Source organism: Acinetobacter qingfengensis (assembly GCF_008693185.1).
Taxonomy (GTDB): Bacteria; Pseudomonadota; Gammaproteobacteria; order Pseudomonadales; family Moraxellaceae; genus Acinetobacter; species Acinetobacter qingfengensis.
This window is the reverse complement of the sequence record NZ_VXKN01000009.1, coordinates 33809-59675: the sequence shown is the minus strand read 5'-3', so window position 1 is coordinate 59675 and position 25867 is coordinate 33809. Positions and strand designations below refer to the sequence as shown.

At 39.2% G+C, this 25867-nt stretch carries 27 protein-coding genes and 1 pseudogene; 3 read left to right on the top strand and 25 right to left on the bottom strand.

The genetic code is table 11. The features are described from left to right. Positions 1-22: 22 nt before the first annotated feature. Both F4V57_RS11500 and F4V57_RS11495 read left to right on the top strand, forming a co-directional pair. Positions 23-3124, top strand: coding sequence for an efflux RND transporter permease subunit (locus F4V57_RS11500; RefSeq protein ID WP_070068393.1), 3102 nt, complete (start codon positions 23-25; stop codon positions 3122-3124). A 77-nt stretch (positions 3125-3201) separates the two neighbouring features. Further along, entirely contained in the window at positions 3202-4917 is a 1716-nt protein-coding gene (locus tag F4V57_RS11495; RefSeq protein ID WP_070068394.1) for a proline--tRNA ligase, read from the top strand. A gap of 135 nt (positions 4918-5052) precedes the next feature. On the opposite strand, the gene F4V57_RS11490 is transcribed toward F4V57_RS11495, so the two are convergent. The 10 genes from F4V57_RS11490 to F4V57_RS11445 form a co-directional block, all read right to left on the bottom strand. Continuing rightward, positions 5053-5880: an SDR family NAD(P)-dependent oxidoreductase gene (locus F4V57_RS11490; RefSeq protein WP_070068395.1), complete on the bottom strand. Its 828-nt coding sequence runs from the start codon at positions 5878-5880 to the stop codon at positions 5053-5055. 56 nt (positions 5881-5936) lie between these two features. Continuing rightward, positions 5937-6329, bottom strand: coding sequence for a DoxX-like family protein (locus F4V57_RS11485; protein WP_070068396.1), 393 nt, complete (start codon positions 6327-6329; stop codon positions 5937-5939). 149 nt (positions 6330-6478) lie between these two features. After that, positions 6479-7048: a dCTP deaminase gene (gene dcd / locus F4V57_RS11480; RefSeq protein ID WP_070068397.1), complete on the bottom strand. Its 570-nt coding sequence runs from the start codon at positions 7046-7048 to the stop codon at positions 6479-6481. A gap of 88 nt (positions 7049-7136) precedes the next feature. Next, the gene (gene rpe / locus F4V57_RS11475) at positions 7137-7823 is read right to left on the bottom strand and encodes a ribulose-phosphate 3-epimerase (RefSeq protein ID WP_070068398.1); all 687 of its coding nucleotides are present in this window, start codon (positions 7821-7823) and stop codon (positions 7137-7139) included. A 47-nt stretch (positions 7824-7870) separates the two neighbouring features. Then, on the bottom strand, positions 7871-9331 hold the full coding sequence (locus F4V57_RS11470) for a C13 family peptidase (RefSeq protein ID WP_070068399.1): 1461 nt from the start codon (positions 9329-9331) through the stop codon (positions 7871-7873). A gap of 126 nt (positions 9332-9457) precedes the next feature. After that, entirely contained in the window at positions 9458-10255 is a 798-nt protein-coding gene (locus F4V57_RS11465; protein WP_070068400.1) for a class I SAM-dependent methyltransferase, read from the bottom strand. Beyond that, positions 10256-11080, bottom strand: a complete 825-nt coding sequence (locus tag F4V57_RS11460) for an undecaprenyl-diphosphate phosphatase (protein WP_070068401.1) — start codon at positions 11078-11080, stop codon at positions 10256-10258. It abuts the gene before it with no gap. A gap of 17 nt (positions 11081-11097) precedes the next feature. After that, complete coding sequence (gene tsaB, locus F4V57_RS11455) at positions 11098-11757, bottom strand: tRNA (adenosine(37)-N6)-threonylcarbamoyltransferase complex dimerization subunit type 1 TsaB (RefSeq protein WP_070068402.1); 660 nt, start codon at positions 11755-11757, stop codon at positions 11098-11100. Positions 11758-11835: 78 nt separating this feature from the next. Beyond that, positions 11836-12372 (bottom strand): gamma carbonic anhydrase family protein, encoded by a 537-nt coding sequence (locus tag F4V57_RS11450; RefSeq protein WP_070068403.1) that lies wholly within the window; start codon positions 12370-12372, stop codon positions 11836-11838. A 75-nt stretch (positions 12373-12447) separates the two neighbouring features. Further along, positions 12448-13050, bottom strand: coding sequence for a CoA pyrophosphatase (locus F4V57_RS11445; protein ID WP_070068592.1), 603 nt, complete (start codon positions 13048-13050; stop codon positions 12448-12450). Positions 13051-13167: 117 nt separating this feature from the next. Here F4V57_RS11445 and F4V57_RS11440 point away from each other — a divergent pair, with 117 nt between their 5' ends. Next, entirely contained in the window at positions 13168-13716 is a 549-nt protein-coding gene (locus F4V57_RS11440; RefSeq protein ID WP_070068404.1) for an NUDIX hydrolase, read from the top strand. A 7-nt stretch (positions 13717-13723) separates the two neighbouring features. On the opposite strand, the gene F4V57_RS11435 is transcribed toward F4V57_RS11440, so the two are convergent. From F4V57_RS11435 to lepA, 15 genes and pseudogenes are all read right to left on the bottom strand, one after another. Further along, positions 13724-14620, bottom strand: a complete 897-nt coding sequence (locus F4V57_RS11435; protein ID WP_070068405.1) for a polyprenyl synthetase family protein — start codon at positions 14618-14620, stop codon at positions 13724-13726. A 9-nt stretch (positions 14621-14629) separates the two neighbouring features. Further along, positions 14630-14980 (bottom strand): zinc ribbon domain-containing protein YjdM, encoded by a 351-nt coding sequence (locus F4V57_RS11430; protein ID WP_070068406.1) that lies wholly within the window; start codon positions 14978-14980, stop codon positions 14630-14632. A gap of 266 nt (positions 14981-15246) precedes the next feature. Next, entirely contained in the window at positions 15247-15582 is a 336-nt protein-coding gene (locus tag F4V57_RS11425) for a YegP family protein (RefSeq protein WP_070068407.1), read from the bottom strand. A gap of 131 nt (positions 15583-15713) precedes the next feature. Beyond that, positions 15714-16763: a DUF1176 domain-containing protein gene (locus F4V57_RS11420; RefSeq protein ID WP_070068408.1), complete on the bottom strand. Its 1050-nt coding sequence runs from the start codon at positions 16761-16763 to the stop codon at positions 15714-15716. Positions 16764-16907: 144 nt separating this feature from the next. Next, positions 16908-18374, bottom strand: coding sequence for an alanine/glycine:cation symporter family protein (locus F4V57_RS11415; protein WP_070068409.1), 1467 nt, complete (start codon positions 18372-18374; stop codon positions 16908-16910). 171 nt (positions 18375-18545) lie between these two features. After that, a complete protein-coding gene (gene miaE / locus F4V57_RS11410) occupies positions 18546-19187 on the bottom strand; it encodes a tRNA-(ms[2]io[6]A)-hydroxylase (protein WP_070068410.1) in 642 nt (213 codons plus the stop codon). 12 nt (positions 19188-19199) lie between these two features. After that, positions 19200-19919, bottom strand: coding sequence for a pyridoxine 5'-phosphate synthase (pdxJ, locus tag F4V57_RS11405; protein WP_081409121.1), 720 nt, complete (start codon positions 19917-19919; stop codon positions 19200-19202). Between the two features lie 11 nt (positions 19920-19930). Continuing rightward, a complete protein-coding gene (recO, locus tag F4V57_RS11400) occupies positions 19931-20623 on the bottom strand; it encodes a DNA repair protein RecO (protein WP_070068411.1) in 693 nt (230 codons plus the stop codon). A gap of 8 nt (positions 20624-20631) precedes the next feature. Beyond that, on the bottom strand, positions 20632-20835 hold the full coding sequence (locus F4V57_RS11395) for an NF038104 family lipoprotein (protein WP_070068412.1): 204 nt from the start codon (positions 20833-20835) through the stop codon (positions 20632-20634). Positions 20836-20846: 11 nt separating this feature from the next. Beyond that, complete coding sequence (gene era / locus F4V57_RS11390) at positions 20847-21857, bottom strand: GTPase Era (protein WP_070068413.1); 1011 nt, start codon at positions 21855-21857, stop codon at positions 20847-20849. Then, positions 21854-22513 (bottom strand): ribonuclease III, encoded by a 660-nt coding sequence (gene rnc / locus F4V57_RS11385; protein ID WP_070068414.1) that lies wholly within the window; start codon positions 22511-22513, stop codon positions 21854-21856. Before rnc ends, era begins: the two co-directional genes overlap by 4 nt. 25 nt (positions 22514-22538) lie before the next feature. Further along, complete coding sequence (locus tag F4V57_RS11380) at positions 22539-22919, bottom strand: DUF4845 domain-containing protein (protein WP_070068415.1); 381 nt, start codon at positions 22917-22919, stop codon at positions 22539-22541. A gap of 16 nt (positions 22920-22935) precedes the next feature. Further along, entirely contained in the window at positions 22936-23733 is a 798-nt protein-coding gene (gene lepB, locus F4V57_RS11375) for a signal peptidase I (protein ID WP_171492132.1), read from the bottom strand. A 177-nt stretch (positions 23734-23910) separates the two neighbouring features. Further along, positions 23911-23997 (bottom strand): annotated as a pseudogene (locus F4V57_RS14790) (signal peptidase I); the annotation flags it as partial. Positions 23998-24013: 16 nt separating this feature from the next. Further along, a complete protein-coding gene (lepA, locus tag F4V57_RS11370) occupies positions 24014-25831 on the bottom strand; it encodes a translation elongation factor 4 (RefSeq protein ID WP_070068417.1) in 1818 nt (605 codons plus the stop codon). Positions 25832-25867: the final 36 nt, after the last annotated feature.

Here is a 25867-nt window from a genome sequence, read left to right as displayed (position 1 = left end):
CAACAATAAGGAAGACACCAAAATGTGGTTAACCAGAATTAGCGTAAAATATCCTGTGTTTACCATCATGATGATGTTAAGTTTTCTCGTTTTGGGCATTGCATCATGGCAACGTATGCATATTGAAGAATTTCCAGATATAGACTTTCCTTTTGTCGTCGTACATACCACCTATGCTGGTGCTTCACCAGAAGTGGTAGAAAGCGAAATTAGTAAAAAAATTGAGGATCAAATTAATACCATTTCCGGTTTAAAACAGATTATCTCTACCTCTAGTCAAGGTTTGTCCACAGTAATTGCCGAATTCAATCTTGATGTAGATTCAGCTGTAGCCGCACAGGATATCCGTGACAAAATTGCACCCGTGAGTGCACAATTTCGTGATGATATTGATGAGCCAATTATCGAACGGTATAACCCTCAAGCAACACCCGTCATGTCTGTAGTCGTAGAATCATCTCGACTGGATTTAAAACAGCTCAGTGACTTTGTTGATCAACGCATGTTACCGCAATTGCGCACGGTAGCAGGGGTTGGACGTGTTGATGTGTTAGGACAAACCAAACGACAGATCCGAATCAACATTCAACCAATGAAGTTACAAAGCTACGGCGTTGGTATTAATGAAGTCATTTCTGCATTAAAAAATGAAAATGTACAAATCCCAGCAGGAACACTCACCAATTCGCAACGAGATTTTGTGGTAGAAATTCAGGGAAAAATTCGTAATTTAAAAGATTTTAATCAATTGATTGTTGCAAATCGGGCAGGTGTTGCAATTCACCTCGGACAAGTTGCAGATATTATTGATGATCAAGAAGAAGCCGAAAGCAGTGCAATATTTAATGGAAAAACTGCACTTTCAATTGATATTTTGCGTAATTCAGATGCCAATATCATTCAAGTCGTCGATGCCTTGAATTCACGATTTCAACAACTTGATCAACAACTACCTGAAGGTACCAAATTAAGCATTGTAACTGATGCTTCACAAGGAATTCGGGGTTCGATCAAAGATGTTTCCCGCACGATTATCGAAGGTGCAATTCTTGCTGTTGTTATTGTTTTACTATTTCTCGGCTCCATTCGTTCAACCATTATTACCGGCCTGACTTTACCAATTTCACTATTAGGAACCTTAACTGTAATTTGGGCATTGGGTTTCAGTATTAATATGATGACCTTACTGGCACTGTCTTTAAGTATTGGTTTACTCATTGATGATGCCATTGTGGTGCGGGAAAATATTGTCCGTCATGCAGAATTAGGAAAAGATCATGTGACTGCGGCATTGGATGGAACCAAGGAAATTGGACTTGCCGTACTGGCTACAACCCTAACGATTGTCGCAGTCTTTTTGCCTGTTGCGTTCATGGATGGCATCATTGGACGTTTTTTTTATCAATTTGGTGTGACAGTCAGTGTTGCAGTTTTATTGTCCATGTTTGTTAGCTTTACCCTTGATCCCATGCTCTCGGCACACTGGGCTGAAAAAAACAAACAGCAACAAAACCCGAATCGCTTACAACGCTTTTTTCACTGGACCTCACATCAACTGGATCGCCTCAATCATGTTTATGAAAAAGCCTTAAGCTGGGCATTACGTTTTCGTTTACTCACTTTAGCCATTGCCATTATTTCCTTGCTGGCTGCGCTGGGGCTTTCCAACTTGATTGGTACCGAATTTGTCCCTGTTGCCGATAAAGGTGCTATACGCGTTAAGTTTGAAACCACTGAAGATGCATCACTGCATTATACCGCTGCCAAAGTCAAGCAGGTTCAAGCCATTCTAAAACAAATGCCAAATATTCAGGATAGTTATGCGGTGATTAACTCAACGAACTATCAGGGAAAAAATCATGCTTCGCTTTATGTTCAACTCACTCCACGTCATGAGCGAACACAATCATTACAAGAAATTAGTAATCAAATCCGACAGCGTTTACTTTATGTAGCGGGTATTACTTTAAGTTCTGTCGCTTCTGCAGATGAAACCGTTTCAGGTGGCATGAAACCCATCATGATTTCCATCAAAGGTCCGGATCTAGATGAATTACAAAAAATTTCTGATCGTTTAATGCAGGAGATGCACGCCATTAAAGGTCTGGTTGATTTGGAAAGTTCACTGGGTAAACCAAGACCAACTTTAAGCTTGGAAATTGATCGACAACTTGCCAATGCATTAGGTTTATCAGTCAATCAAATTGCCACCAGTTTACGTGCTTTAATTGCTGGCGATAATGTCACTTCATGGGAAGATGAACAAGGTGAAAATTATGATGTTAATGTCCGTCTGGCTGCCAAAGATCGGGTGTCTCCAGCAGATTTAAATGCACTATATTTTAATGGTACCACACCAACATCATCCGATATTGGACTCATTCCAATCTCTGCCGTTGCCAATATGCAACAAACCATGAGTGCGTCTCAGATTAACCGCCGTGATCTTACCCGGGAAATCCTAATTGAAGCCAACACTTCTGGACGACCAGCAGGTGATATTGGTCAGGATATTGAAAAATTACAACAAAACTTCAAGTTACCTGCTGGATATAGTTTTTCAACACAAGGGGCCAATGCCGACATGGCTGAATCCGCAGGCTATGCCCTTGTTGCGATTGGGTTATCCATTATTTTTATTTATATTGTTTTAGGTTCACAATTTAACAGTTTTATCCACCCGGCTGCGATTATGGCCTCTTTACCTTTATCCCTGATCGGTGTATTTCTGGCATTATTTTTATTTCGTAGCACCCTTAACCTCTTTTCCATTATTGGCATTATTATGTTGATGGGATTAGTCACCAAAAATGCCATTTTACTGATTGATTTTATTAAAAAAGCTATGGAACAAGGAATTTCCCGGCAAGATGCAATTTTACAGGCAGGAAAAAATCGCTTACGTCCAATCCTGATGACGAGCAGTGCTATGGTTATGGGAATGGTTCCTCTGGCTTTGGGTCTTGGGGATAGTGGTGAACAAAGTGCTCCTATGGCACATGCTGTTATCGGTGGAGTAATCACTTCTACCCTGTTAACGTTGATTGTGGTGCCAGTAGTATTTACATATTTGGATGATTTTAAAAATTTTGGTTTAAGGCTTATGCGAAAAGTCTTATCATAAGCAGCATTTATCTTTTTCCACACTGTTTATAAATGTGGAAATTCCTGTTTTTAAATTTTTGTATTAGGACACTTTCCATGCGTGCGAGCCGTTTTTTATTTGCAACGTTAAGAGAAACGCCAAACGATGCTGAAGTTATTTCACATCAGCTCATGTTACGGGCAGGTATGATTCGTAAACTTGCTTCAGGTTTATACACTTGGTTACCCATGGGTGTTCGTGTTTTAAATAAAGTTGAAGCGATTGTTCGCGAAGAAATGAATAAGTCTGGCGCACTGGAAGTATTTATGCCAGTTACACAACCTGCCGCGCTCTGGGAAGAATCTGGCCGTTATCAACACTATGGTCCAGAACTTCTACGTTTTAAAGATCGCCATGATAATCCTTTTGTTCTTGGCCCGACTCATGAAGAAGTCATCACTGATCTGGCACGTAATGAATTAAAAAGTTATAAACAATTACCTGTTAATTTTTATCAAATTCAAACCAAATTCCGTGATGAAGTACGCCCACGTTTTGGCGTTATGCGTTCTCGTGAATTTATCATGAAAGACGCCTACTCTTTCCATGCAAATCAACAATCATTGCAGGAAACTTATGATGTCATGTATCAAACCTATAGCAATATTTTTAATCGTCTGGGCTTAGATTTTCGTCCAGTACAAGCCGATACGGGTTCAATCGGCGGTTCTGGTTCACATGAGTTTCATGTATTGGCATCCAGTGGCGAAGATGATATTGCATTCTCAACAGAATCCGATTACGCCGCCAATGTAGAAATGGCAGAAGCTGTACAAGTTGGTGAACGTATTGCTCCAACACAAGATTTACAACTTGTGAATACACCAAACTGCAAAACCATTGCCGATGTATGTACTTATTTAAAAGTAAATGCTGAGCAATCGGTCAAAGCACTTCTGGTACAAGGCATTGCAACTGAAGACGGTCAAATCCCTGTCATTGCGTTATTCCTACGTGGTGACCACGAACTTAATGAAATCAAGGCAGAAAAACACCCTCAAATTGCCGCACCATTAAACTTTGCAACAGAAGAACAACTGGCAACTTATGGTTTAAATCCTGGCTATATTGGCCCACAAGGACTGCTTGAAAAAGGCTTAACCGTTATTGTCGATCGTGCAGCCGCAGTATTATCAGACTTTATTGCAGGTGCAAATGAAGCTGAAAAACATGCTACAGGGGTGAATTGGCAACGTGATGCTCAATTCAGCGAAGTATATGATCTCCGTAATGTAGTTGAAGGCGATCCATCTCCAGATGGCAAAGGTACTCTACAAATCAAACGAGGTATCGAAGTTGGTCATATCTTCCAGTTAGGACAAAAATACTCCGAAGCACTTGGTTGCACTGTACTAGGAGAGGACGGCAAACCACTTACAGTGACTATGGGATGCTATGGCATTGGTGTAACCCGTGTTGTTGCTGCAGCCATTGAACAAAACTATGACGAGAAAGGCATTATCTGGCCTAAAACCATTGCCCCTTTCCATGTTGCTATTGTACCAATGAATGCGCACAAATCTCCACGTACCCTTGAAGCTGCGGAAAACTTATATGCTGAACTACAGGGATTAGGCTACGATGTCTTACTGGATGACCGGAATGAACGTCCCGGTGTCAAATTCTCTGATCTGGAACTAACAGGTATTCCACATCGTATTGTCATTGGTGAGAAAGGTCTCGATGCCGGTACTTTTGAATATAAAGGTCGCCGTGATACCGAAGCAAGCCATCTCAATAAAACCGAATTATTGGCAAAAATTAATGCTTAGTGAACTTGCTGCTAATAACCATTACCTTCATTTCATGCCTGATTAAGATGTTTTAACTAAAATATCTACAAAGCTTCATTAAAATCTTGATTGGCTGTATGCTTGTGTGTACAGCCAATTTTGTATTCAACTGATTTATAGATCATCCAATGCTGTACCTTTAACAGCGTTCCTACGCCAGTAATAAGGTTGAAAAAATCTCAACAATAATCGCCATGGCGTCATCCAGACAATGCGCCGATTATTTTTTTGATTATGATGAATTTGTTGAGCCAAATACGTACATACCACATCAGGAGGATCAATCACAAAATTAAATAATCGCTTCATTCTACGCCAATTTTCATGATTGCCATTTTTCCACGAAGAAATTAATAAATCCGTTGCTACCATACCGGGACTTAAAGTACCGATTAAAATTTTCCCGTGTTTATTTTCTTTATATAGCCCCTGACTGAAATAACTCACGGCCCTTTTAGTTGTGGAATAAGCTGTCATACCAGCACTCCATTCTCCTCGACTGCCCCAACCTTCCATATTAAAAATTTGTCCATAACCTTGTTGCAACATTCCCTGTAGTGCAACTTGAGAACCTAACATCGTTCCTAAAATATTGGTATTGATTACCTGATACAATTCTTCTGAAGACAGATCAGCAAATGCCGTAGTGGGATGACAACTGCCTGCATTATTAATCCACACATCAATATGTCCAAATTGCTGTACAGATGTATTCCATAATTGCTGTACTTGCGACTTTTGTGTCATATCGCAACAATATCCAGCCAATATACGATCATCAAATTGTGCAGCAAGTTGTGCCATAGTGTGCTGCAACCGTTCTGAGTTACGTGCAGAAATCACCACTGACCAGCCCAGATTCAAAAAAGCTTTTGCCAAGCCTAAACCAATACCACGTGTACTTCCTGTGATAACCACACATTTTTGTTGTATTGAATTCATAAAAAACCCTGAAATCATCTGCTAGACAAAACCATCTTTACATAAATTACCTAAATTTATTCGGAATAATTATTTTGTTTTGCATGATATAGCATTAAGGCGATACAAGATAAACTGATCATGGCAACATTCATCACCACTGGATTAAATGCACGAATTAACGTATCAGGCATAACCAAGCTCATCAAAACCAGTAGAAACAACAATCCCAAAATATTCAAATAATGTAAAATTTTCAACGGGTAAAAGATTAAAAATAAACCAAAAATAATCTCAATTACACCGCCAGTCTGACCTGCCAATTTGGCATGATATTCAGATAATCCAACCCACTGCCAAATTGCAATTTCATCTGGACTGGTGAAAATCAATTTAGGAAAAATGCCTTGATAAACCCATAGACTGCCTAAAATGATATAAATAAATTTGATAATTTTGCTATGAGACATATCAATTTTTCTCGCTAATATTGCTATTGATTAAATATAGCTTAATTTTTATCAAGTATGGTTTTATCATTTTTTAATGTAGAAAAGTGACCTGATTCGGTCACTTTATCCGTTTTGTATTTTATCTAATAATCTAAGACCTGTTTTCATCAGGTTTTTGGTAAGGTTACACCAGTTTGTCCCTGATATTTTCCGCCTCGATCTTTATATGATGTTTCACATACTTCATCAGATTCAAAAAATAGCATCTGTGCCACACCTTCACCAGCGTAAATTCGTGCGGGTAAATTGGTTGTATTAGAGAATTCCAGTGTCACATGACCTTCCCATTCAGGCTCAAGTGGTGTGACATTGACAATAATTCCACAGCGGGCATACGTCGATTTACCTAAACAAACCGTTAATACATTACGTGGAATACGAAAATATTCAACTGTACGTGCCAAAGCAAAAGAGTTAGGTGGGATAATACAAACATCTGATTCAATATCAATAAAACTTTTATCATCAAAATGTTTTGGGTCTACAATGGCAGAATGCACATTGGTAAATACCTTAAATTCCGGTGCGCAGCGCACATCATAACCATAACTGGATACGCCATAAGAAACGATCTTATCACCATGCTCATTAAAGCGAATTTGATTCGGTGCATAAGGTTCGATCATGCCGTGTTTTTCACTCATTTCCCGAATCCAACGGTCAGATTTAATAGCCATAATGTTCCTGTGTAATCATAATGATAAATAACAAATTGCTGAAAATACTAACCGAAAATCCATAAAAGTAAACTGCTAAAAGCTGGCTTTAAACGCTACGGCTACCCACTTTTATCAATTCACTGCGCATTTCGTTAATGACTGCTTGATAGTCCGGTTTACCAAAAATTGCTGAACCTGCCACAAACATATCTGCACCTGCTTCGGCAATTTCACGAATGTTTGCGGGTGTTACACCACCATCCACTTCCAGACGAATATCCAGACCACTAGCATCAATAATCTTACGTGCTTCACGTAGTTTATCCAATGTCTTTGGAATAAATTTTTGTCCACCAAATCCGGGGTTTACACTCATTAATAAAATTTGATCAACTTTGTCTAAGACATAATCCAGATAATGCAATGGTGTTGCCGGATTAAATACCAATCCTGCTTTTGCTCCACCAGATTTAATCAGTTGTAAGGAGCGGTCAATATGCTCAGAAGCTTCGGGATGGAACGTAATAATATCTGCACCCGCTTCCAAAAAATCGCCAATTAAACGATCAACTGGTGAGACCATTAAATGCACATCAATCGGCGCCTGAATCCCATATTTTTTTAGAGCCTTACATACCCCTGCACCAAATGTTAAATTCGGTACATAATGATTGTCCATCACATCAAAATGCACAACATCTGCCCCTGCCGCCAGGACGTTCTCAACTTCCTCACCCAAACGGGCAAAATCAGCAGATAAAATAGATGGTGCAATTAAATAAGGCTTGGACATGAATCACCTGGCTGTTTCAAAAATTTGTATGATTATAACAGAAACCCCTAGTTTCCTAATGCCACTTTTATACTGACGGGCTGAGATGCTGCCGCAGTATTTTTCCCTGTATCTAGAAAAACAGAGGGGGATTCAGGTACGGCCAATGTTTTTTGTGGAAATAATTGGCGTTCTAATTGTGGCAACATCAATTTCATATTTTCACCAATCACCCATTGAGGTTCTGATGGCTCAAATCCTTGAGCTTTTTCCCACTTCGCTACAGTTTTTTGTGCCTGTAGAAATGCGGTTTCCAGCGTATTATTTTCCCGCATGGCTTCATCAAAAAATGCGCGTCCAAAATAGGTATAGTCAGCTTCATTACTGCATCCAAAAGAACTGCGATCTGCGGCTGAGGCAGTAATAATCAGCGTATCAGGAGATTTGAGTACGGGAATAAAACTACCTGAATAACAGGAGGAGATGACAATGACACGCCAGCGAATTCCAGCAGCATCCAAGGTTTGTCTTAACCATTTTGGATCAATCGGATCCATCGCTACAGGATCATCAGAAAGTTCAAATTGATTCGGTAAACCATGTGATGTCATATAAATAAAGGCAACATCATTCTCACGATTGATTAAACTACCAATACGTTTTAATGAGCGCTCAATACTGATATGTGTAGCCATTGGTAAAGTTTCGGATGTGGCATCATTATTAATCAATGCCATTGAGTGACCAATTGTACCAAAACGCATATCAAACTGATCTTTAATGCGCTCTACTTCCGAACGGAAAACATCTTGATAACTTGCACCGGCAATTCCCAGAAAATACCACTGTGTATCAATAAAATTACTGGGTTGTAATGCCTGTAGATCCCTGTTAAGTAAATCGGATTGCGCATAAAGGGCTTTTTCTGTGATTGTAGGCTGAACCTCCTCAATCTTCCAGATCGGCTGACTTTTAACCACGCCCTGCCAAACGACCAAAGTAATCAACGTGGTAAGCAGAATCAGCACACGCTCCCACCAAGGCCAGTTTAACTCACGGGAAAATACCCAAACGACTGCACCACTTTGCCAGACAAACAACACCATAAATAAATTCGGCAAAATGTTATAAGCAAAATCAGGCAGTAGATCAATCGTCCCTAAATACTGCAAAAAGCTTTGTAATAAAGCAACATGCACATCCAAAATGACCCAAAGTAAAGCCGGTACTAGCGTCACACGCTGTAGATCCATACGCTGGGATAAAAATACCCCTGCAATTAATGCCAGAAATGGCCAAAGTAAATAGCTAACCAAGCCTTGTGCATTAAAATGTCCTTGTGCGCCTGAAACCAGCCAGCTAAATAAAGTATTGGCCAAACAACCTGCGATGACCCAGACAATGAGCTGCAATGCTGTTGGTGCAACCCATTTTAAGCTACGCCGAGATCCAACAAACAACCACATCCCAGCAATCTGGTTATTTTTTAAATTTCGCCAGAAAGATGGCGTGGCTTTAATCTCGATCATAAAAAATGAAACTAGTCGTTCAAAAATCTTATATAGTGTAAAAGTATTAATTTTTTTGACAATGAGAAATACGACACAAATAACAAATTAATAATGAAAATTCCGATTAACTACTGTAAAAAATAGTTAAAAATAAGCATCAAAACGACATGCCTCGCCTTGCCATTGATGCTGAGGTTGTTGATGATTTAAAAAAACTGCATGTTTTGGACGTTTTACCACAACCCGAGTGGCTTTACCTTGTGCCAGTGGCAATAATTGATCACCAAGATCCATTACCCCATCCTCAGGTAATAATAGATGTAATAGTTGCATTTGTTTTTTGACTTGAGCCTGCTTTTTTTCCTGTTTTTGATTGGCATCTCGTGTAGGAAACATAGGATCGAGATAAATCACATCAAATTGCTCATCTGACAAGGTACGTAGATATTCTGATGCATCAGCCTGAATCAGTGATATTCGCTGCGCAATACTTGCTAAAAATGGATGTTGTAACGCTTGTTGCAATGCTGATTGTAACAGGGAAAATAGAATTGGGTGTCGCTCCAGCATGGTGACATTTGCGCCCATTGATGCAAGTAATAAAGCATCATGTCCCAAACCTGCTGTAGCATCAAGGATATGTACTGTTTTACCAATTTGACAGGCTCTGGCAATCATTTCAGTTTTTAAACTTGCACGTTTTAAGCGGTGTGTTTCTTCATGCCACGCCGGTTGCATTTTCATGCCATTGGCAGCTAACCATAATCCCAGCTCGTCAACCAGCAAACAAAGTTGTGGATTTAATCGTAAAAAACGTGCATTGAGTTGATCAACTTGCCGATAATCTACCCGAATATTCAGTTCAGTTAATCGTGTGTGCCATTGCTCAGCCAGTACACCATGTTGTGGTATGGCATACAGGCTAAATTCAGGATCACTCATTTACCACAGTTTCCAGCCAGTAAAGGCAAACAGTAAAATCAATAAACCAGAAATAATACGATAATAAGCAAAAACCATAAAATCACGTTTGGCTACATAAGCTACTAATATACGGATTAAAATTAATGCCGAAATAAAAGATGTAATTAAACCAACTGCAACAACTAACCAATCATGACTGGTTTGCAAGACTTCGCGGCTTTGCCACAAATCCAGTAAACCCGCCCCAATAATAACCGGAATACCTAAAAAGAACGAAAATTCTGTGGCTGCTTTACGTGAGATGCCCAACATCATGGCACCAATAATTGTTGCTCCGGAACGAGATGTTCCAGGAATAAGGGAAAGTACCTGAATAAAACCAATGTAAATGGCTTCTTTAAAACTGATATTTTCAACTTCCTGTGCATTGACTTTGGGTGGATTTTTCTCCACCCAAATGATAATAAAACCACCAATGATCAGACCTAATGCAACGGCTACATCATTAAACAGTAATTCCTTAACTTGCTGACCGAGAGTAACACCGACCAACACAATCGGAATGGATGCTACAATTAGATTAAATGCCAGTCTGCGACCATTTGCTTCACCAGTAAACAAGCCGGTTGCTGCTCCCCATAAGCGTGCCCAATATTCATAAATAACTGCCGCAATTGCCCCCATCTGGATTGCAACCACAAATACTGCACTTTTTTCTGCTGTCCAGAAATTCATCAATTCTGATGCCAAGATAAGATGGCCAGTACTGGAAATTGGGAGAAACTCAGTAATACCCTCAACAATCCCCATGATGACGGCTTTGAGCAGGAGTAAAAAATCCATAATAACTGCCTAAAAAATTAAGATTTACCTTGTTCGCTGATTTTTTTCCAAGCATTGTCACGTAAATAAACAGGTAACGCCTGCTCTGGACTGACAACTGCCCCTTTTGAAAATTCAACTCGCGCAATTTCAGCAATATCTTGCGCATTCGCATAGCATAATTTTGTATCTGAATCGTGATGAATCAGTTTTGCTCCCGTACCCACAGCATGATATATGGCATGCTGGCTTGCATTTGTATAATCCAGTAACTGCTCATCAGTGACAGCCTGCATGATTCCATCAGTATAAGTAAAATTACCGAGATAGACTTCATTCATACGTGCATCAATCACTGCGCTTACTTGTGTCAAACCTGCTTCACGATAAGCATGTTGTGCCAATGCCTGCAATGTTGATACAGCAATAACTGGTAAATCATTTGCCCATGCCAGCGCTTGCGTGACTGCTGCATTAATTCGGACACCACTAAACGCTCCCGGCCCTCGGCTAAAAGCAATCGCACTGATTTGCTGCCAGTTTAAACCAGTCTGCTGCATCGCTCGCTGGATCATTGGCAAGATTTGTTGTGTTTGAGCGCGGGCTTCATGATGCTGTTCAATCAATAAAGTTTTAGTAGCGTCAGTAATGGCAACAGAACATTGCTCATTTGCTGTTTCTAAAGCAAGGATATACATGGGCAGAATAAGGTTATTTACAGGAGGTTAACGTCAAGCTCGTTATCATACCTTACTCTACCCAAACTAACAGTAATTTTAGCCGAGATAGTGAACTTTTAGCTGAGTTTTAAACTGCTTGTAGTGTGCTGCATAATGCGCTGCACTTTGTTTAATTTTTTCCACGGTGGCGTCATCAACCGCTTTGACGACTTTACCTGGTGTTCCCATAACCACTGAATTGTCTGGAATGATCTTGCCTTCAGGAATCAAGGTATTGGCGCCAATAATACAGTTTTTACCGATCACCGCATGATTCAATATCACTGCATTAATTCCAATCAGGGTATTATTTCCAATCGTGCAACCATGCAATGTTGCCTGATGACCAATGGTCACATAATCACCGATTTGCATTTCTATCCCTGCATCGGTATGTAATACAGCATTTTCTTGTACATTCGTATAGTTACCCAGACTAATTTTAGCATTATCTGCACGAATCACAGCACCAAACCAGACACTGATTTCCTGTCCCAATTCAACATGTCCAATAACTGTTGCAGTTTCTGCAACCCAACCTTCCCATGGCCAATGCTTTGCTTTGGGTTTAAAATTTCCTAATTGATATAACATGTTCTTCTCCTTACTTTTATGATGTCCCACGATAACTTTAACTGATGTCGTGCCATTCAATCTTATCTGTATGGTTTAAGTTTCAGGCGTATTCAGTAAAAAAGGCCATTCTTTTTGATAACACAAGCCTTGATCCAGTAAAGATACCAAAATACGCGCCGTTAATCCCCATACAATTTCATTGTCAAAATGTATACTGGGAAAATAAAATTCCTGTTGTTGATGCTTGACGAGATAAGCCTCAGGAGCTGCAAGCATAAATTGTTGTAAAGGCATAAAAAAAATGCGATCAATTTCACTGGGTTGTGGCACTAATGCCAGTCGTGGTGGAATAATGCCAACGATCGGTTTTACCCGTATTCCGGAACGAGATTTTTGTGTCGGTAATTCACCCAACAATTGCACATCATTAGGATTTAAAGCAGTTTCTTCCTGTGCTTCACGCAAAGCCACCGCGATATTATTTTCATCACTCATTTCACGCTTTCCACCCGGTAAGGAAACTTCTCCTGCATGTAATCTCATTTGGGCAGTACGTCTGGTCAATAAAATTTGTGGATTTTCTTCCTGAGTAATTGCCAGTAATACAGCAGCATCAGCAAACTGCCATTGCTGATGAAAAGATAAATTTTGCTGTAATGCACCAAGCATGTGTACTGGTTGCAACAATAGTGACATTGTTACCTCTGCATATTTTTTCATCTACATATACTCTATAGCATAGTTACTGATGCAGTGAAAAGTTTTTTGCGCTATGCTCTCTTATAATTTGATCAAGCGAATTCATCTTATCTCATGTCTTTTTGCAGCAATTGTGGTCATCCTACCGAAACCAAAATTCCTTTAGGCGACAGTCTTCCTCGTGAAGTATGTACAGTGTGTAATACGATTCATTACGTCAATCCCAAAGTGATTTGTGGCGCATTGGTCATTTGGGAGGATAAGGTTTTATTGTGTCGTCGTGCCATAGAACCTCGCTATGGACTATGGACACTGCCAGCAGGATACATGGAGTTATTTGAAACCATGCAGGAAGGAGCTGCAAGAGAAACCTGGGAAGAAGCCGAAGCAGAAATTGCCATTGGGCAACTGTACTGCATGTATAACATTCCACGTATTGGGCAAATTTACGTGTTATTTAAGGCTGACTTGATTGATGGTCAATTTGGTGCTGGTGAAGAAACCATTGAATGTCACTTATTTACGGAACAAGATGTTCCATGGGAAGATTTGGCATTTCCTAGCGTGAAAAAAACGTTAGAACATTATTTTAAAGATCGCAAAACCAATGACTTTCCACTACATCTGGAAACAATTGGTACACGGATTGATCAAACCGGTTAAATTGCTTTTAATTCTGGCGATGTAACAAAAAGTCGGTAACCTGTGCCAAAGTTTGAGTATTGGCTGGCATACTCGCCAAAGCAGATTCAGCCTGCTGATGTAATTGCGTTGCATAATCCTGCGCCGATTGCAGTCCCATTAATGCTGGATAAGTTGATTTTTGCACCTGTTGATCTTTACCTGCAGTTTTGCCTAATACTGCTGTTTCTGACGTGATATCAAGAATATCGTCCTGGACTTGAAAGGCCAGACCTAATGCCTGTCCATATTGACGTAACTGCGTAAAAATCAGATCACCGACAGGATAAGCTGTAACTGCGCCAAGCATAATTGCTGCCTGAATTAATGCGCCAGTTTTATTACGGTGAACATTTTCTAATGCTTGCTGATTAATTTGTCGGCCTTCTGCTTGAAGATCTAACACCTGACCACACACCATTTTAGAACTGGCGGTGGCTAAAATTTGCATTTGTCTTAATGTAATTGCTTGGTCAGCAACATCACCATGTGCAAATAAGCGGCTTCCTAATACTTCAAATGCCATAGATTGCAAAATATCTCCGGCGAGCAAGGCCGTAGCCTGCCCATATTGCACATGACAGGTAGGCTGTCCACGGCGTAATTCATCATCATCCATACATGGCAAATCGTCATGGGTAAGGGAGTAACAATGGATTAGTTCTACAGCAACTGCTGCACGTCTGGCGGCAGCGGGAATAACAGAATATTTTAATTGTGCTGCGCCATAACATAGTGCCGGACGAATACGTTTTCCCCCAAGCATAACGGCATGGTAAACTGCTTCTTTTAATGGAGAAGGAAGATCAAAATGATTTAAAGTGTCTTGTAAATCATTTTGAATTTGTTGTTGTGCATCAATCAGCACCTGAGGAGCAGCAGACATAAATATTTCTTAGGCCTTTTTAACGTATTCAGATTTAAGTTTTATGGCGCCAATACCATCAATTTTACAATCAATATTATGACCATCACTTGCATCAGCCAATAGACGGATAGTTTTTACTTTTGTACCCACTTTTACCACCTGTGATGATCCTTTAATTTTTAGATCTTTAATCACCGTTACACTATCACCATCATTCAGTATATTGCCATGTGCATCCTGAATATTTACTTGTTCATCTTCCAATTGATTCTCGCCTTCTGCCCACTCATGTGCACACTCAGGGCAAATAAACATTTCTGCATCCTGATAAGTATATTCTGATTGGCATTTTGGACATGCAGGTAATTGTTCAGACATTTTAAAAAACTCAAATTAAAAATTAAAAAATTAAAAGCCAAGTTTAAGTTTTCATGTCTACACAATCAAGCAGATAACATGGATAGAATCTGAAAAAAATTATTATTTTCCATATAATACAGATTACTCAGGGTCTAGGTGACCCTGAGTAATTATCAACTTTGTCATAACTAAATATTTCGTCAATAAAACACAATATATCATTCAGAAAATATTGCTGTTTTATTCTGAATTTGGTTTGGAACTTATATTATGCGATATAAAACTTAGAGCGTTAAATCCTTAATAGTTTCAGTTTTACCATTATTTTTTACCGATTCAACGCCTTTGTCGCGAGCCGATTCACTGGAATATAATTGACTTGTCCCGATAATCTGATGATTAGCTGCTTTTAGGTTAAAATAAGGTTTGCCATTTTTTGCAATCAAACGCTCATAACGATGGTCATCGCTGCTATTATTTTGTACAGAAGCGATACCATTCATCGCCGAAGCCTTGGCCTTATACAATTCACTGGATAAAATAACTTCACCATTTCCAGCTTTTAATACAAATTTATATTGACCATCGCTGGCCTGAGTCACTTCATAACTTGCAGACATCATGTATTCCTTTTAGGCTGTTTAACATCAATTTTTAGCACTACATTTAGAATCTTACGATGTCATTCATAGTATTTTATGACACTGAGTAAAATTTGTTTAATTTGTAAACAAACTTGTAAATTTAGTGACTATTTGATATCGCTTGAAATGGTGTTAAGTTTCCATGCACCTCCTGGAAAACCTCGGCACATACCTGTTGTTGCACTACTGCCATGGATAAAACTTTTACCATTCCATACCCATTCATCCTGACTCCAGCAATCGCCAATACCACGACCTTTTTGCGCAGATGTCACGCTTATATCTGTCAACCCACTGGCATCTGTAGTAACCAATTGTGCTGCTCCTGTCCAGTCTTTATTGATTATCCAATAACCAAAACCTGTATTATATGCACCAGTCCAGCAAACACTTTCAATTAATGCCTTTTTCGGCGTCAAATCATACACATATATTTTTTTATCACTTGCAAAAGAGCGATCTGCATCGAGCAGTACTGGACAATCTTGTTTATCTGATATAGCTGCCAATAATTTGATTTTTAATTTCTGATAAATTTGACTGTGAGGCTCAAAGCTTTGATTGTCCTGATCTGGTAATTTTTTTGCATAAATCACAGTTAATGGTTTTGCTGTCAATACATTTTTTTCAGAAACATTACCTTTACGAATCAAGGCACCTGATGTATCTAAACGATGTTGATACTCGTCCATTTTCAATAGTATAGCGGTTAATCCCTGATCCGATACTGTATTGATCCCTGAGGCATGACGAAATTCTATATTTTGTGAACCTTCAGCATGCCTTAATATTGCCTGAGTTTGTGTTTGACTAAGAATATAACTAGATTGGCTTGAAGAATAATTTATTACGCCGTAATCTTTTCCATTAATAAATAATTTGATTTTTCCTTTAATCTCGTAGACATCATCATCTTTAAACATCATTAATGCAGCCTGAGCTGTAACTGGTGTAGATGCACCCGCCTTTCTGGTAAATAAAATGCTTGCCAGCGAATCCATATTATCTTCAGTTTGATAGCCTGCGGCACGACATGTGCCAGTGTTGTCACAAGCCAGCTCCCAATCTTTATGCTGAAAATATAAACCTTCTGCATATATCTGCACAGATAATAAAGTTCCAGCCAGAACAGCCACAGTGATAGTGATACTTTTCATTGTCATCTTCCTGCTATTTTTAATTTGTATCAAATATAACATGGCAAAATCTAATGATGTATGCTGAGGTATAAGTATAAAAAAAATTTTCGAAAAAATAAAAAAGATCGCCTTAGCGATCTTTTGATAAATTAAACTATGTCATTACCAAATATCAGACTGTATTTTCTTCTGTAAATCCGGATGCTCAGACAATTTAAATTCTGGCTCTTTACCTGCTTTTTTCTGTCTGGAATAATCTTTGATAAGTTTAAAAACATAAGGGGATAATAATACAATCGCCACAAGGTTGATGGTTGCCATAATTCCCATAGACAAATCAGCCATATTCCATACCAATTGAACGCTAGTAACGGCACCAAAATAAACCATTGCTAATACACATAAACGGAAAATAAACATAGAGATCTTACTACTGTGTAAAAACTGCATATTACCTTCCGCATAAGCATAGTTACCCAAAATGGCAGAATAACAAAACAAGAATAATAAAATTGCCAATACATCACCGCCCCAATTTCCTAATTGAGTTTCAAGTGCATGCTGAGTCAACTCTACACCTTCAAAACCAGACTGGGTATAAGCACCTGAAATAAGAATAATCATGGCCGTTGAAGTACAGACGATAAAGGTATCTACAAATACGCCAAGCATTTGTACCAAACCCTGATTAACTGGATGCGGCACATCAGATGCAGCAGCGGCGTTCGGTGCAGATCCCATACCTGCTTCATTAGAAAATAGTCCTCGCTTAATACCCTGCATCATAGCAATAGAAATTAAACCACCAATTAAGCCGCCTGCTGCTGCATCAACCTTAAAAGCTTCAGTAAAGATCAAATAAAAAATATGTGGAACTTTTTCATAATTAATTAAGGCAATAAACAATGCCAATCCAAGATAAATTCCCGCTTTTAAAGGTACAAACATTTCGGCAAATTTTGCAATTCGTTTAATTCCACCAAAAATTGCAATGGCAGTGATCAACACTAATACTAGACCAACCCAAGAAACTACAAAATTGAGATGGCCTAATGGAATAATCAAATTAGCTTTATCCCATCCCCAGGCATGTGAAGATGCCTTGATCATTGCATTGGCCTGTACAGAATTAAATACAAAACCGTAAGCCAGAATCATTGCCAAAGCGAATACCACACCAAAGGTCTTATTTTTTAGGCCATTGGTAATATAGTACGCAGGCCCACCACGAAACTGTTTACTTTTTGGATCACGAATTTTAAATAATTGAGCAAGTGTTGATTCTGCAAAGGCAGAACTCATGCCTAAAATTGCCGTTACCCACATCCAGAACACGGCACCTGGACCACCAATGGCAATAGCAATCGCCACACCACCAATATTTCCCACACCAACCCGACTTGCCAATCCTGTCACAAATGCCTGAAATGGAGTAATGCCATGTTCATCATTTCCTTTTTTACGACTTCCTTTCATGATGGCGATAGAATGAAAAAACCATCGAACCTGAATAAAGCCTGTCATCAAAGTAAAAAATAAACCTACGGCCAATAGGAAATAGACCAAAAAGCTCCATAATGGGTTATTAAAAAAATTCACCCATTGCAACATTTGCTCTTGAATTGTCATTAACACATCAACCTTATGTTAAATTTTAAGGCGCGAATTATATGATAAAAAGACTAGCGTGATTCATTTTGGAGCAGCTTATTGTGACCAAAATAAAAAAACACTGATAGACATGGTGTTTTTTCGTACTTTTCTTTTGATCGTCAAGCGAATATTAATTTTTCTATTTCTTTAAACCGGTGTACCACTATGGAAACGAAATACTGAATCAGGCATCAAAATCAGATTTTTTTCAACTTCCTGAATATGTTCAATCCGATTTTCAATCTCTTCCTCAGGGTTCTTCATTTTTGCTGTAGTAGCCACATCTTTGGCCAAAGCCAAATAATCCTCAAAATGCCGAGATTCAGACTTAAGTAGATATCGATAGTATTTTCCAAGTTCTTCATCAACAATTGGTGACAATGCTGCAAAACGTTCGCAGGAACGAGCTTCTACAAATGCACCAATAATCAGCACATCCACCAGTGCTTCAGGTTCATAAGTCCGAATTTCTTTACGCAATTCACTTGCATAACGCCCTGCACTCACAGCTTTCCATTGCTGTCCGCGTTTTGCCATAAATTCCAATACCTGTTCATAGTGCAGCATCTCTTCCCGCACCAATTGTGCCAGTTTCACCTGTAAATCGGTGAAAAAACTGTATCTAAACATCAGATTCATGGCTGTACCTGCTGCTTTTTTTTCGCAATTGGCATGATCCTGCATTAACAACTCTAAGTTTTCCTGTGCAGCATTAAGCCACGCCTGCGGTGTCTGGCATCCTAAAAAATCATATACAGGTTGCATTAACTGGTTTAAATCATCACGCATTATTAAACAACCTTATCTTGCTGCATGAATAACGGCTTTCATTTGTTGAACAGCCTGTGCCAAGCCAACAAATATACTGTCTGCAATAATTGAATGTCCGATATTTAATTCATGAATTTGCGGCAAAACAGCAATAGCCGTAACATTATCCAGATTTAAACCATGTCCAGCATTAATGACTAATCGTCCGTGAGCATATTCTACTGCATCAATAATTCTTTTTAATTCATCGACCTGTCTATCATCTTGAGCATCTGCATAAGCACCTGTGTGAATTTCGATGGTTGGCGCACCACAAGCTAATGCTGCATCAATTTGTCTGGCATCAGGATCAATAAATAAAGATACGTCAATACCTGCATTGACGAGTTGTTGTGTTGCTGCCTTCACTTTTTCAAAATGAGTCAGCACATCCAGCCCACCTTCAGTAGTGACTTCCTGCCGCCGTTCAGGAACCAGACAGACGTGTTGTGGTTTCACTTCCAATGCAATTTTAACCATTTCTTCAGTAACGGCCATTTCCAAATTCATCTGGGTTTTGAGTAATGGGCGCATACGATAAACATCTGCATCCTGAATATGTCGGCGGTCTTCACGTAAATGTAAGGTAATGCCTTCAGCACCTGCCTGTTCACAAATCAATGCAGCATTCACAGGATCGGGGTAACAGGTCCCTCGCGCTTGACGCAATGTTGCAACATGATCAATATTTACACCTAATAATGCAGACATGATGAATAGCCTTATGTTCGTTGCTGTTGGCTGACCCAAAGTTGTCGGCTTTTTAGTGGTTTGTTGCCTAACAGCTCAGTTAGAATAATACGATATAGTTTAGCAAGTAATGTGATATTTGCCGAATTGATTTCGGTACTCTGCCCCATTTGAATTAAATCCTGCCCTAAAAAACCCTGTGGCGTGATCTGCGGCTGAAAACCATCCTGTGGAATAAATTGATAATAACTTTCTGGTTGAATCGCTTGCCCAAAACTATCTTGAAAATAATCCACGGCATAACCCAATTCATTTAAAAAGGTATGTTCAAACTGTCGCAAAATTAATTTCAATTGAAAATCATGCGGATCATCACTTGCCAAGATTTTCAAATGCTCCAAAGCCAATATATATGCTGCATAGGTAGCAGGCATAGCTTCTTCCAAAGGCAACAATCTCAATAAAATTTCATTGAGATAAAATCCAGCAAATAAAGCTTTTTGTTGTAAATAAAAAGGCTGACCCTGTACATCAAGTTGGCTAAAATTTTTTAGTTCTGATTTACCATTGGCTTGTAATGTTGCAAAGTGATAAAGCGAAGGCGGTGTCTGACGAATTACGCCATCCACCCGTCCAAACTCAAGGCTAAAAAAATGCAAAATGTGACTGCGCTCACGATAACGGCGTTGATGCAGTGCAAAACCAGTTAAAGCCTGATGGCGCATAAATATGTCTAGTCTTGATCCCGTTCTTGATTTTCTTCTTTTTTCTCTTCGTCACCATCAGGAATTACAGCACCTACGACCGCGGCAGTACCCTTCACTACACCTTTAGTGGTTTTATAAGCAACTTTCACAGGAACGGTTACAACTTTAGTGATACAGCCCTGTAATAGTAATACTGATGATAAACTTAATAAAATCAATATTTTTTTCATATTATCACCACTTATATATCACTATAACCCAAACTTTTTAATGCACGCTCATCATCTGACCAGCCACCTTTGACTTTTACCCAGAGTGTTAACATAATTTTTTGCTCAAACATTTTTTCCATGTCTGTACGTGCATCCATACCAATTTGTTTAAGCTTACGACCTTTATCACCAATTACAATTGCTTTTTGTCCCGGGCGTTCTACAAAAATTGTTGCATCAATGTATGTACATGCAGGTTTCATTTTTCCAGTTTTTGCATGAACAGTTGAATCTTCCGTCTTAAAACTTTCAATTTGTACTGTTAAATCATAAGGTAATTCTTCACCTAACTGACGCATAATTTTTTCACGGATGACTTCACTTGCCAAAAAGCGTTCTGAACGATCCGTCAACTGATCAAATGCATATAATGGTGGTGAAAACGGTAAGTAATTGGTAATGGTGCCACGCAAATGATCAAGATTGGCACCTCGTAATGCTGAAACTGGAACAATTTCAGCAAAATTCATGAGTTTGGTACGTTCTTGAATCAATGGCAAAATTGTTTTTTTATCATCCAGTGTATCAACTTTATTGATCACTAAAATTACTGGCATTTCCGCATTACGCAGTTTTTCCAGAACAAGCTCATCATTTTGTGTCCATTTTTGACTATCGATCACAAATAAAACCAGATTAACATCACGTAAAGCAGAATGAGCTGCTTTATTCATCATTTTATTGATTGCACGCACTTCTTTTTTATGCATTCCGGGTGTATCAACATACACAGCCTGCATTTTTTCACGGCTATCAATTCCAATAATTTTATGTCGAGTGGTTTGTGGTTTTCGGGAAGTGATTGAAAGTTTTTGACCTAGCAAGTGATTCATGAGGGTGGATTTGCCCACATTTGGTCGTCCAACAATCGCAACAAAGCCACTGCGAAAATCACTTGGAATTTCACGTTGTTCATTGTTAAAGAACTGGCCAATAACGTCCTGTTCTTGCGATTGATCCTGATGGTCCTGAGTACTCACTCAACGTGCTCCAATAACTTTAAAATTTCTGCGGCTGCAGCTTGTTCGGCAAAACGGCGACTGGCACCCTCACCTTTAACAATAGATAAACCTTCGACCTGACAATGAATGGTAAAATGCTGATTCGGTGCATCGCCCTGAATCTGGACCACATCGTAAATCGGTAGGGGTAATTTTTTTGCCTGTAAATATTCCTGCAGGCGGGATTTGGGATCTTTTAACTGATCGCCCGGTTCAATTTCTTCAAGATAAGGCTGATACCATTTTAGAACAATTGACTTTAAAATTTCCAGTTGCTGACAATCAAGGAAAATCGCACCGATAATCGCTTCTACCACATCAGACAGTATAGACTCACGATTATGACCGCCTGATTTCAATTCGCCAACACTCAATATCAAAGAATGACTGAGCTTTAAATCCTTGGCAATTTTTGCCAGTGATTCCTGCCTTACCAGTGTTGCTCGCATTCGGGTCAGACGTCCTTCTTTTTCCAAAGGAAAACGTAAATATAAATATTCTGCGATAATCATACCAAGTAAAGAATCACCCAGAAACTCTAATCGCTCATAATTATGACGCTGACTTACCGAACGGTGAGTCAGCGCTTGTTTAAGTAATTCCTGCTGTTGAAATTGATATCCCAATCGCAACATTAACCGATCGTCTTTCACCTGTTTACTATTGACCACCTGAGGTTGAGCCTTGTGTAGAAAAATTCTGCTTAAATGTCAGCACTAAATCAATATTGCCAATAAAGTGCTTACGCACTTCATAGTCTTTTTTTATGGTAATACCATCACTATCATCAACATTAAGTACCTTATCCAGATCAATATCCTGAATATTATTAATGGACAATCGACTAATTAAATCTTGTTTAAATCTTTCAGAATTTTTAGTTTTAGATAAATTCTGCAATGATTTTTCTATTTCAGAATTAATGATACGATCATCCCAATAAGCTGGCCAAATGGCAATCATGATTTTCAGTGCCAATGCTGCCAGTAAAATACCAATAAATATCCCGATATAAGAAACGCCACGCTGTTTTTTTAACATGATTGATGACTCCAGTTTATGGAATACTCCCATTGCGTTTAAATGACGGCAAGTGTAATCCCGGGTCTTTATGCATCCAGATATAAGTTGCCTTACCTGTCAAATTCGCTTCAGGGACAAATCCCCAATAACGGCTATCTGCACTTTGATCACGATTATCGCCCATCGCAAAATATTGTCCCTGTGGAACAGTAACCTGCCAATTCTGATTCAGTGATAAAGGTAAAGAAGATTGTGCCTGATAGTTTTGAATATATTGTTGTGCATCTACCGCAGTCTGTTCAGGTTTTATATATTGCGTCAAAAAGCGATGTTGACCAATGTTAACCACCCATTGTTGTGCTTGAACATTAATGCTTTCGGCTTGACCAGACACACTTTCAAGTTTCACAGGTAAGGACACCTGACTACCAAGCTGATAAGGTTGTTTTTCGCCATTAATGTATAACACCCCATTTTGGAAAACAATCTTGTCCCCAGGGACGCCAATAACTCGCTTGATATAGCTAATACTTGGATTTTCCGGATAGCGAAAAACAATTACATCACCATTTTCCGGTTCGCTGGTATGGATAATTTTGTTGTTTAACAAAGGTAAACGAATGCCATAAGCATACTTTTGCACCAGAATAAAATCTCCTGTTTCTAATGTCGGATTCATCGATTCTGATGGAATATTAAAAGGCTCATAAAAAAATGAACGTAATACCAAAACAACTGCTAATACTGGCCAAAAATCATAAGCCCAGTTAATTAGTGGATTAGTTTTGTGTACATTAAGATCATTATGCGCCTGTGCAGCACGAACCTTGATTTGACCAAGCTGATCACGTGCCTGAATAATTTCGGCAGGATCATCAGCTTGTGGAACAGAATCTGCAATGACCTTCTCTGGATATTTGGCTTTTAACTGCTCAAAATGCTGTTGTGCCTGAATAACTTGCTGATCAGCCTGTACAACTGCCTGTTTTTTTTGTTTCAGTTGCGTGTTCTGTTTAAAAACCAGCTTATCCAGCAACCAGATAAAAAAGAAAATTAGGGTAGCCGGAACAAGTATCCAGTTAAAATCAAAATCCATAAGATCCTCTATGTGCTTATCGTTCTACTTTGAGTACTGCCAGAAATGCTTCTTGTGGAATTTCCACACTGCCGACCTGTTTCATACGTTTTTTACCTTCTTTTTGCTTGGAAAGTAATTTTTTCTTACGACTTACGTCACCACCATAACATTTAGCCAAAACATTTTTACGCATGGCTTTTACTGTGGAACGTGCAATCACTTGTGCCCCAATTGCAGCCTGAATAGCAACATCAAACATCTGACGAGGAATCAGATCTTTCATTTTTTCAACCAGTGCAATACCACGATGTCTAGCATCATTACGATGACAAATCATGGCAAGAGCATCAACTTTTTCACTATTAATCAGAACATCTACTTTAACTAAACTTGAACTTTCAAATCGTACAAAATTGTAATCCAGTGATGCGAAACCACGTGAACAGGATTTTAAGCGATCAAAAAAATCCATGACCACTTCTGCCATTGGGATTTCAAAACTGATAGAAACTTGATTTCCTAAGAATTTCATATCTTTTTGCACGCCACGACGCTCTATACACAGTGTCATAACGTTACCCAAATACTCTTGTGGCACAAGGATATGACATTCGGCAATCGGTTCACGCAAATCTTCTACTGTACTGCCATCCGGCATTTTCGATGGACTATCAATATAGATCGTTTCACCTTTTTTGGTCACAGCTTCATACACCACTGTCGGTGCCGAAGTAATCAAATCAAGATCGTACTCTCGCTCTAGACGCTCCTGGACAATCTCCATGTGTAACATACCAAGAAATCCACAACGGAATCCAAAACCCAGTGCATCCGAACTTTCCGGTTCAAAAAACAATGCAGAATCATTAATTTGTAATTTATGCAATGCTTCACGAAATGGCTCAAAATCACTGGAGTCAATTGGAAACAAACCCGCATAAACTTGTGGTTTTACTTTTTTAAATCCTGGTAATGCCGTGACTTCTGGCGTTGCAGACAAAGTAATCGTATCTCCAACCGGTGCGCCAAAAATATCCTTAATTCCAGCAATCACAAAACCAACTTCACCCGCCTCTAACATATCGGTTTCGGTATGTTTAGGATTAAATACACCAACTGAGGTCACCGGATGAGTTTGTCCAGTAGATTTCACCAGCATTTTATCGCCTTTACGGATACGTCCCTGTTTAATGCGCACAAGTGAAACCACGCCCAGATAATTATCAAACCACGAATCGACAATCAAGGCTTGTAATGGTGCATCACGATCACCTTTTGGTGCTGGAATCACATCAACCAGACGCTCTAAAACACTATCCACACCCAAACCAGTTTTTGCTGAACAAGTTGGTGCATCAACTGCTTCAATACCAATAATTTCTTCAATTTCATGAATAACTCGCTCAGGTTCTGCCTGTGGCAAGTCAATTTTATTCAATACAGGTAAAACTTCCAGATCCTGCTCAATAGCAGTATAACAATTGGCAACAGATTGAGCTTCAACTCCTTGCGCTGCATCTACAACCAACAAGGCACCTTCACAGGCGGCCAAAGAGCGAGACACTTCATAGGAGAAATCCACGTGTCCTGGCGTATCAATAAAGTTAAGTTGATATTCCTGTCCATTCGGGTGTGTATAGTATAAGGTCACAGAGGCTGCTTTAATGGTAATGCCACGTTCACGTTCCAATTCCATGGAATCGAGAACCTGTTCCTGCATTTCACGATCCTGCAAGCCACCACACATTTGAATAAAACGATCAGCAAGGGTAGATTTACCATGATCAATGTGGGCAATAATGGAAAAGTTACGAATGTTACTAATCGGCGTAGATTTTTTAGCTGCTGCCATGAATGACCTTAATACATTTTAATGCGGTGAAATGTA

What these genes read in the sequence shown, in the direction of transcription:
- F4V57_RS11450 (WP_070068403.1), bottom strand. Translation starts at nt 12,372, where the DNA reads ATGTTATATCAATTAGGAAATTTTAAACCCAAAGCAAAGCATTGGCCA.
- rpe (WP_070068398.1), bottom strand. Translation starts at nt 7,823, where the DNA reads ATGTCCAAGCCTTATTTAATTGCACCATCTATTTTATCTGCTGATTTT.
- lepA (WP_070068417.1), bottom strand. Translation starts at nt 25,831, where the DNA reads ATGGCAGCAGCTAAAAAATCTACGCCGATTAGTAACATTCGTAACTTT.
- F4V57_RS11440 (WP_070068404.1), top strand. Translation starts at nt 13,168, where the DNA reads ATGTCTTTTTGCAGCAATTGTGGTCATCCTACCGAAACCAAAATTCCT.
- F4V57_RS11490 (WP_070068395.1), bottom strand. Translation starts at nt 5,880, where the DNA reads ATGAATTCAATACAACAAAAATGTGTGGTTATCACAGGAAGTACACGT.
- F4V57_RS11435 (WP_070068405.1), bottom strand. Translation starts at nt 14,620, where the DNA reads ATGTCTGCTGCTCCTCAGGTGCTGATTGATGCACAACAACAAATTCAA.
- F4V57_RS11380 (WP_070068415.1), bottom strand. Translation starts at nt 22,919, where the DNA reads ATGTTAAAAAAACAGCGTGGCGTTTCTTATATCGGGATATTTATTGGT.
- F4V57_RS11470 (WP_070068399.1), bottom strand. Translation starts at nt 9,331, where the DNA reads ATGATCGAGATTAAAGCCACGCCATCTTTCTGGCGAAATTTAAAAAAT.
- tsaB (WP_070068402.1), bottom strand. Translation starts at nt 11,757, where the DNA reads ATGTATATCCTTGCTTTAGAAACAGCAAATGAGCAATGTTCTGTTGCC.
- F4V57_RS11485 (WP_070068396.1), bottom strand. Translation starts at nt 6,329, where the DNA reads ATGTCTCATAGCAAAATTATCAAATTTATTTATATCATTTTAGGCAGT.
- pdxJ (WP_081409121.1), bottom strand. Translation starts at nt 19,919, where the DNA reads ATGTCTGCATTATTAGGTGTAAATATTGATCATGTTGCAACATTGCGT.
- F4V57_RS11415 (WP_070068409.1), bottom strand. Translation starts at nt 18,374, where the DNA reads ATGACAATTCAAGAGCAAATGTTGCAATGGGTGAATTTTTTTAATAAC.
- F4V57_RS11460 (WP_070068401.1), bottom strand. Translation starts at nt 11,080, where the DNA reads ATGGATTTTTTACTCCTGCTCAAAGCCGTCATCATGGGGATTGTTGAG.
- F4V57_RS11500 (WP_070068393.1), top strand. Translation starts at nt 23, where the DNA reads ATGTGGTTAACCAGAATTAGCGTAAAATATCCTGTGTTTACCATCATG.
- F4V57_RS11445 (WP_070068592.1), bottom strand. Translation starts at nt 13,050, where the DNA reads ATGTCACTATTGTTGCAACCAGTACACATGCTTGGTGCATTACAGCAA.
- F4V57_RS11395 (WP_070068412.1), bottom strand. Translation starts at nt 20,835, where the DNA reads ATGAAAAAAATATTGATTTTATTAAGTTTATCATCAGTATTACTATTA.
- F4V57_RS11495 (WP_070068394.1), top strand. Translation starts at nt 3,202, where the DNA reads ATGCGTGCGAGCCGTTTTTTATTTGCAACGTTAAGAGAAACGCCAAAC.
- miaE (WP_070068410.1), bottom strand. Translation starts at nt 19,187, where the DNA reads ATGCGTGATGATTTAAACCAGTTAATGCAACCTGTATATGATTTTTTA.
- recO (WP_070068411.1), bottom strand. Translation starts at nt 20,623, where the DNA reads ATGCGCCATCAGGCTTTAACTGGTTTTGCACTGCATCAACGCCGTTAT.
- rnc (WP_070068414.1), bottom strand. Translation starts at nt 22,513, where the DNA reads ATGTTGCGATTGGGATATCAATTTCAACAGCAGGAATTACTTAAACAA.
- F4V57_RS11465 (WP_070068400.1), bottom strand. Translation starts at nt 10,255, where the DNA reads ATGAGTGATCCTGAATTTAGCCTGTATGCCATACCACAACATGGTGTA.
- F4V57_RS11420 (WP_070068408.1), bottom strand. Translation starts at nt 16,763, where the DNA reads ATGAAAAGTATCACTATCACTGTGGCTGTTCTGGCTGGAACTTTATTA.
- F4V57_RS11425 (WP_070068407.1), bottom strand. Translation starts at nt 15,582, where the DNA reads ATGTCTGCAAGTTATGAAGTGACTCAGGCCAGCGATGGTCAATATAAA.
- dcd (WP_070068397.1), bottom strand. Translation starts at nt 7,048, where the DNA reads ATGGCTATTAAATCTGACCGTTGGATTCGGGAAATGAGTGAAAAACAC.
- F4V57_RS11430 (WP_070068406.1), bottom strand. Translation starts at nt 14,980, where the DNA reads ATGTCTGAACAATTACCTGCATGTCCAAAATGCCAATCAGAATATACT.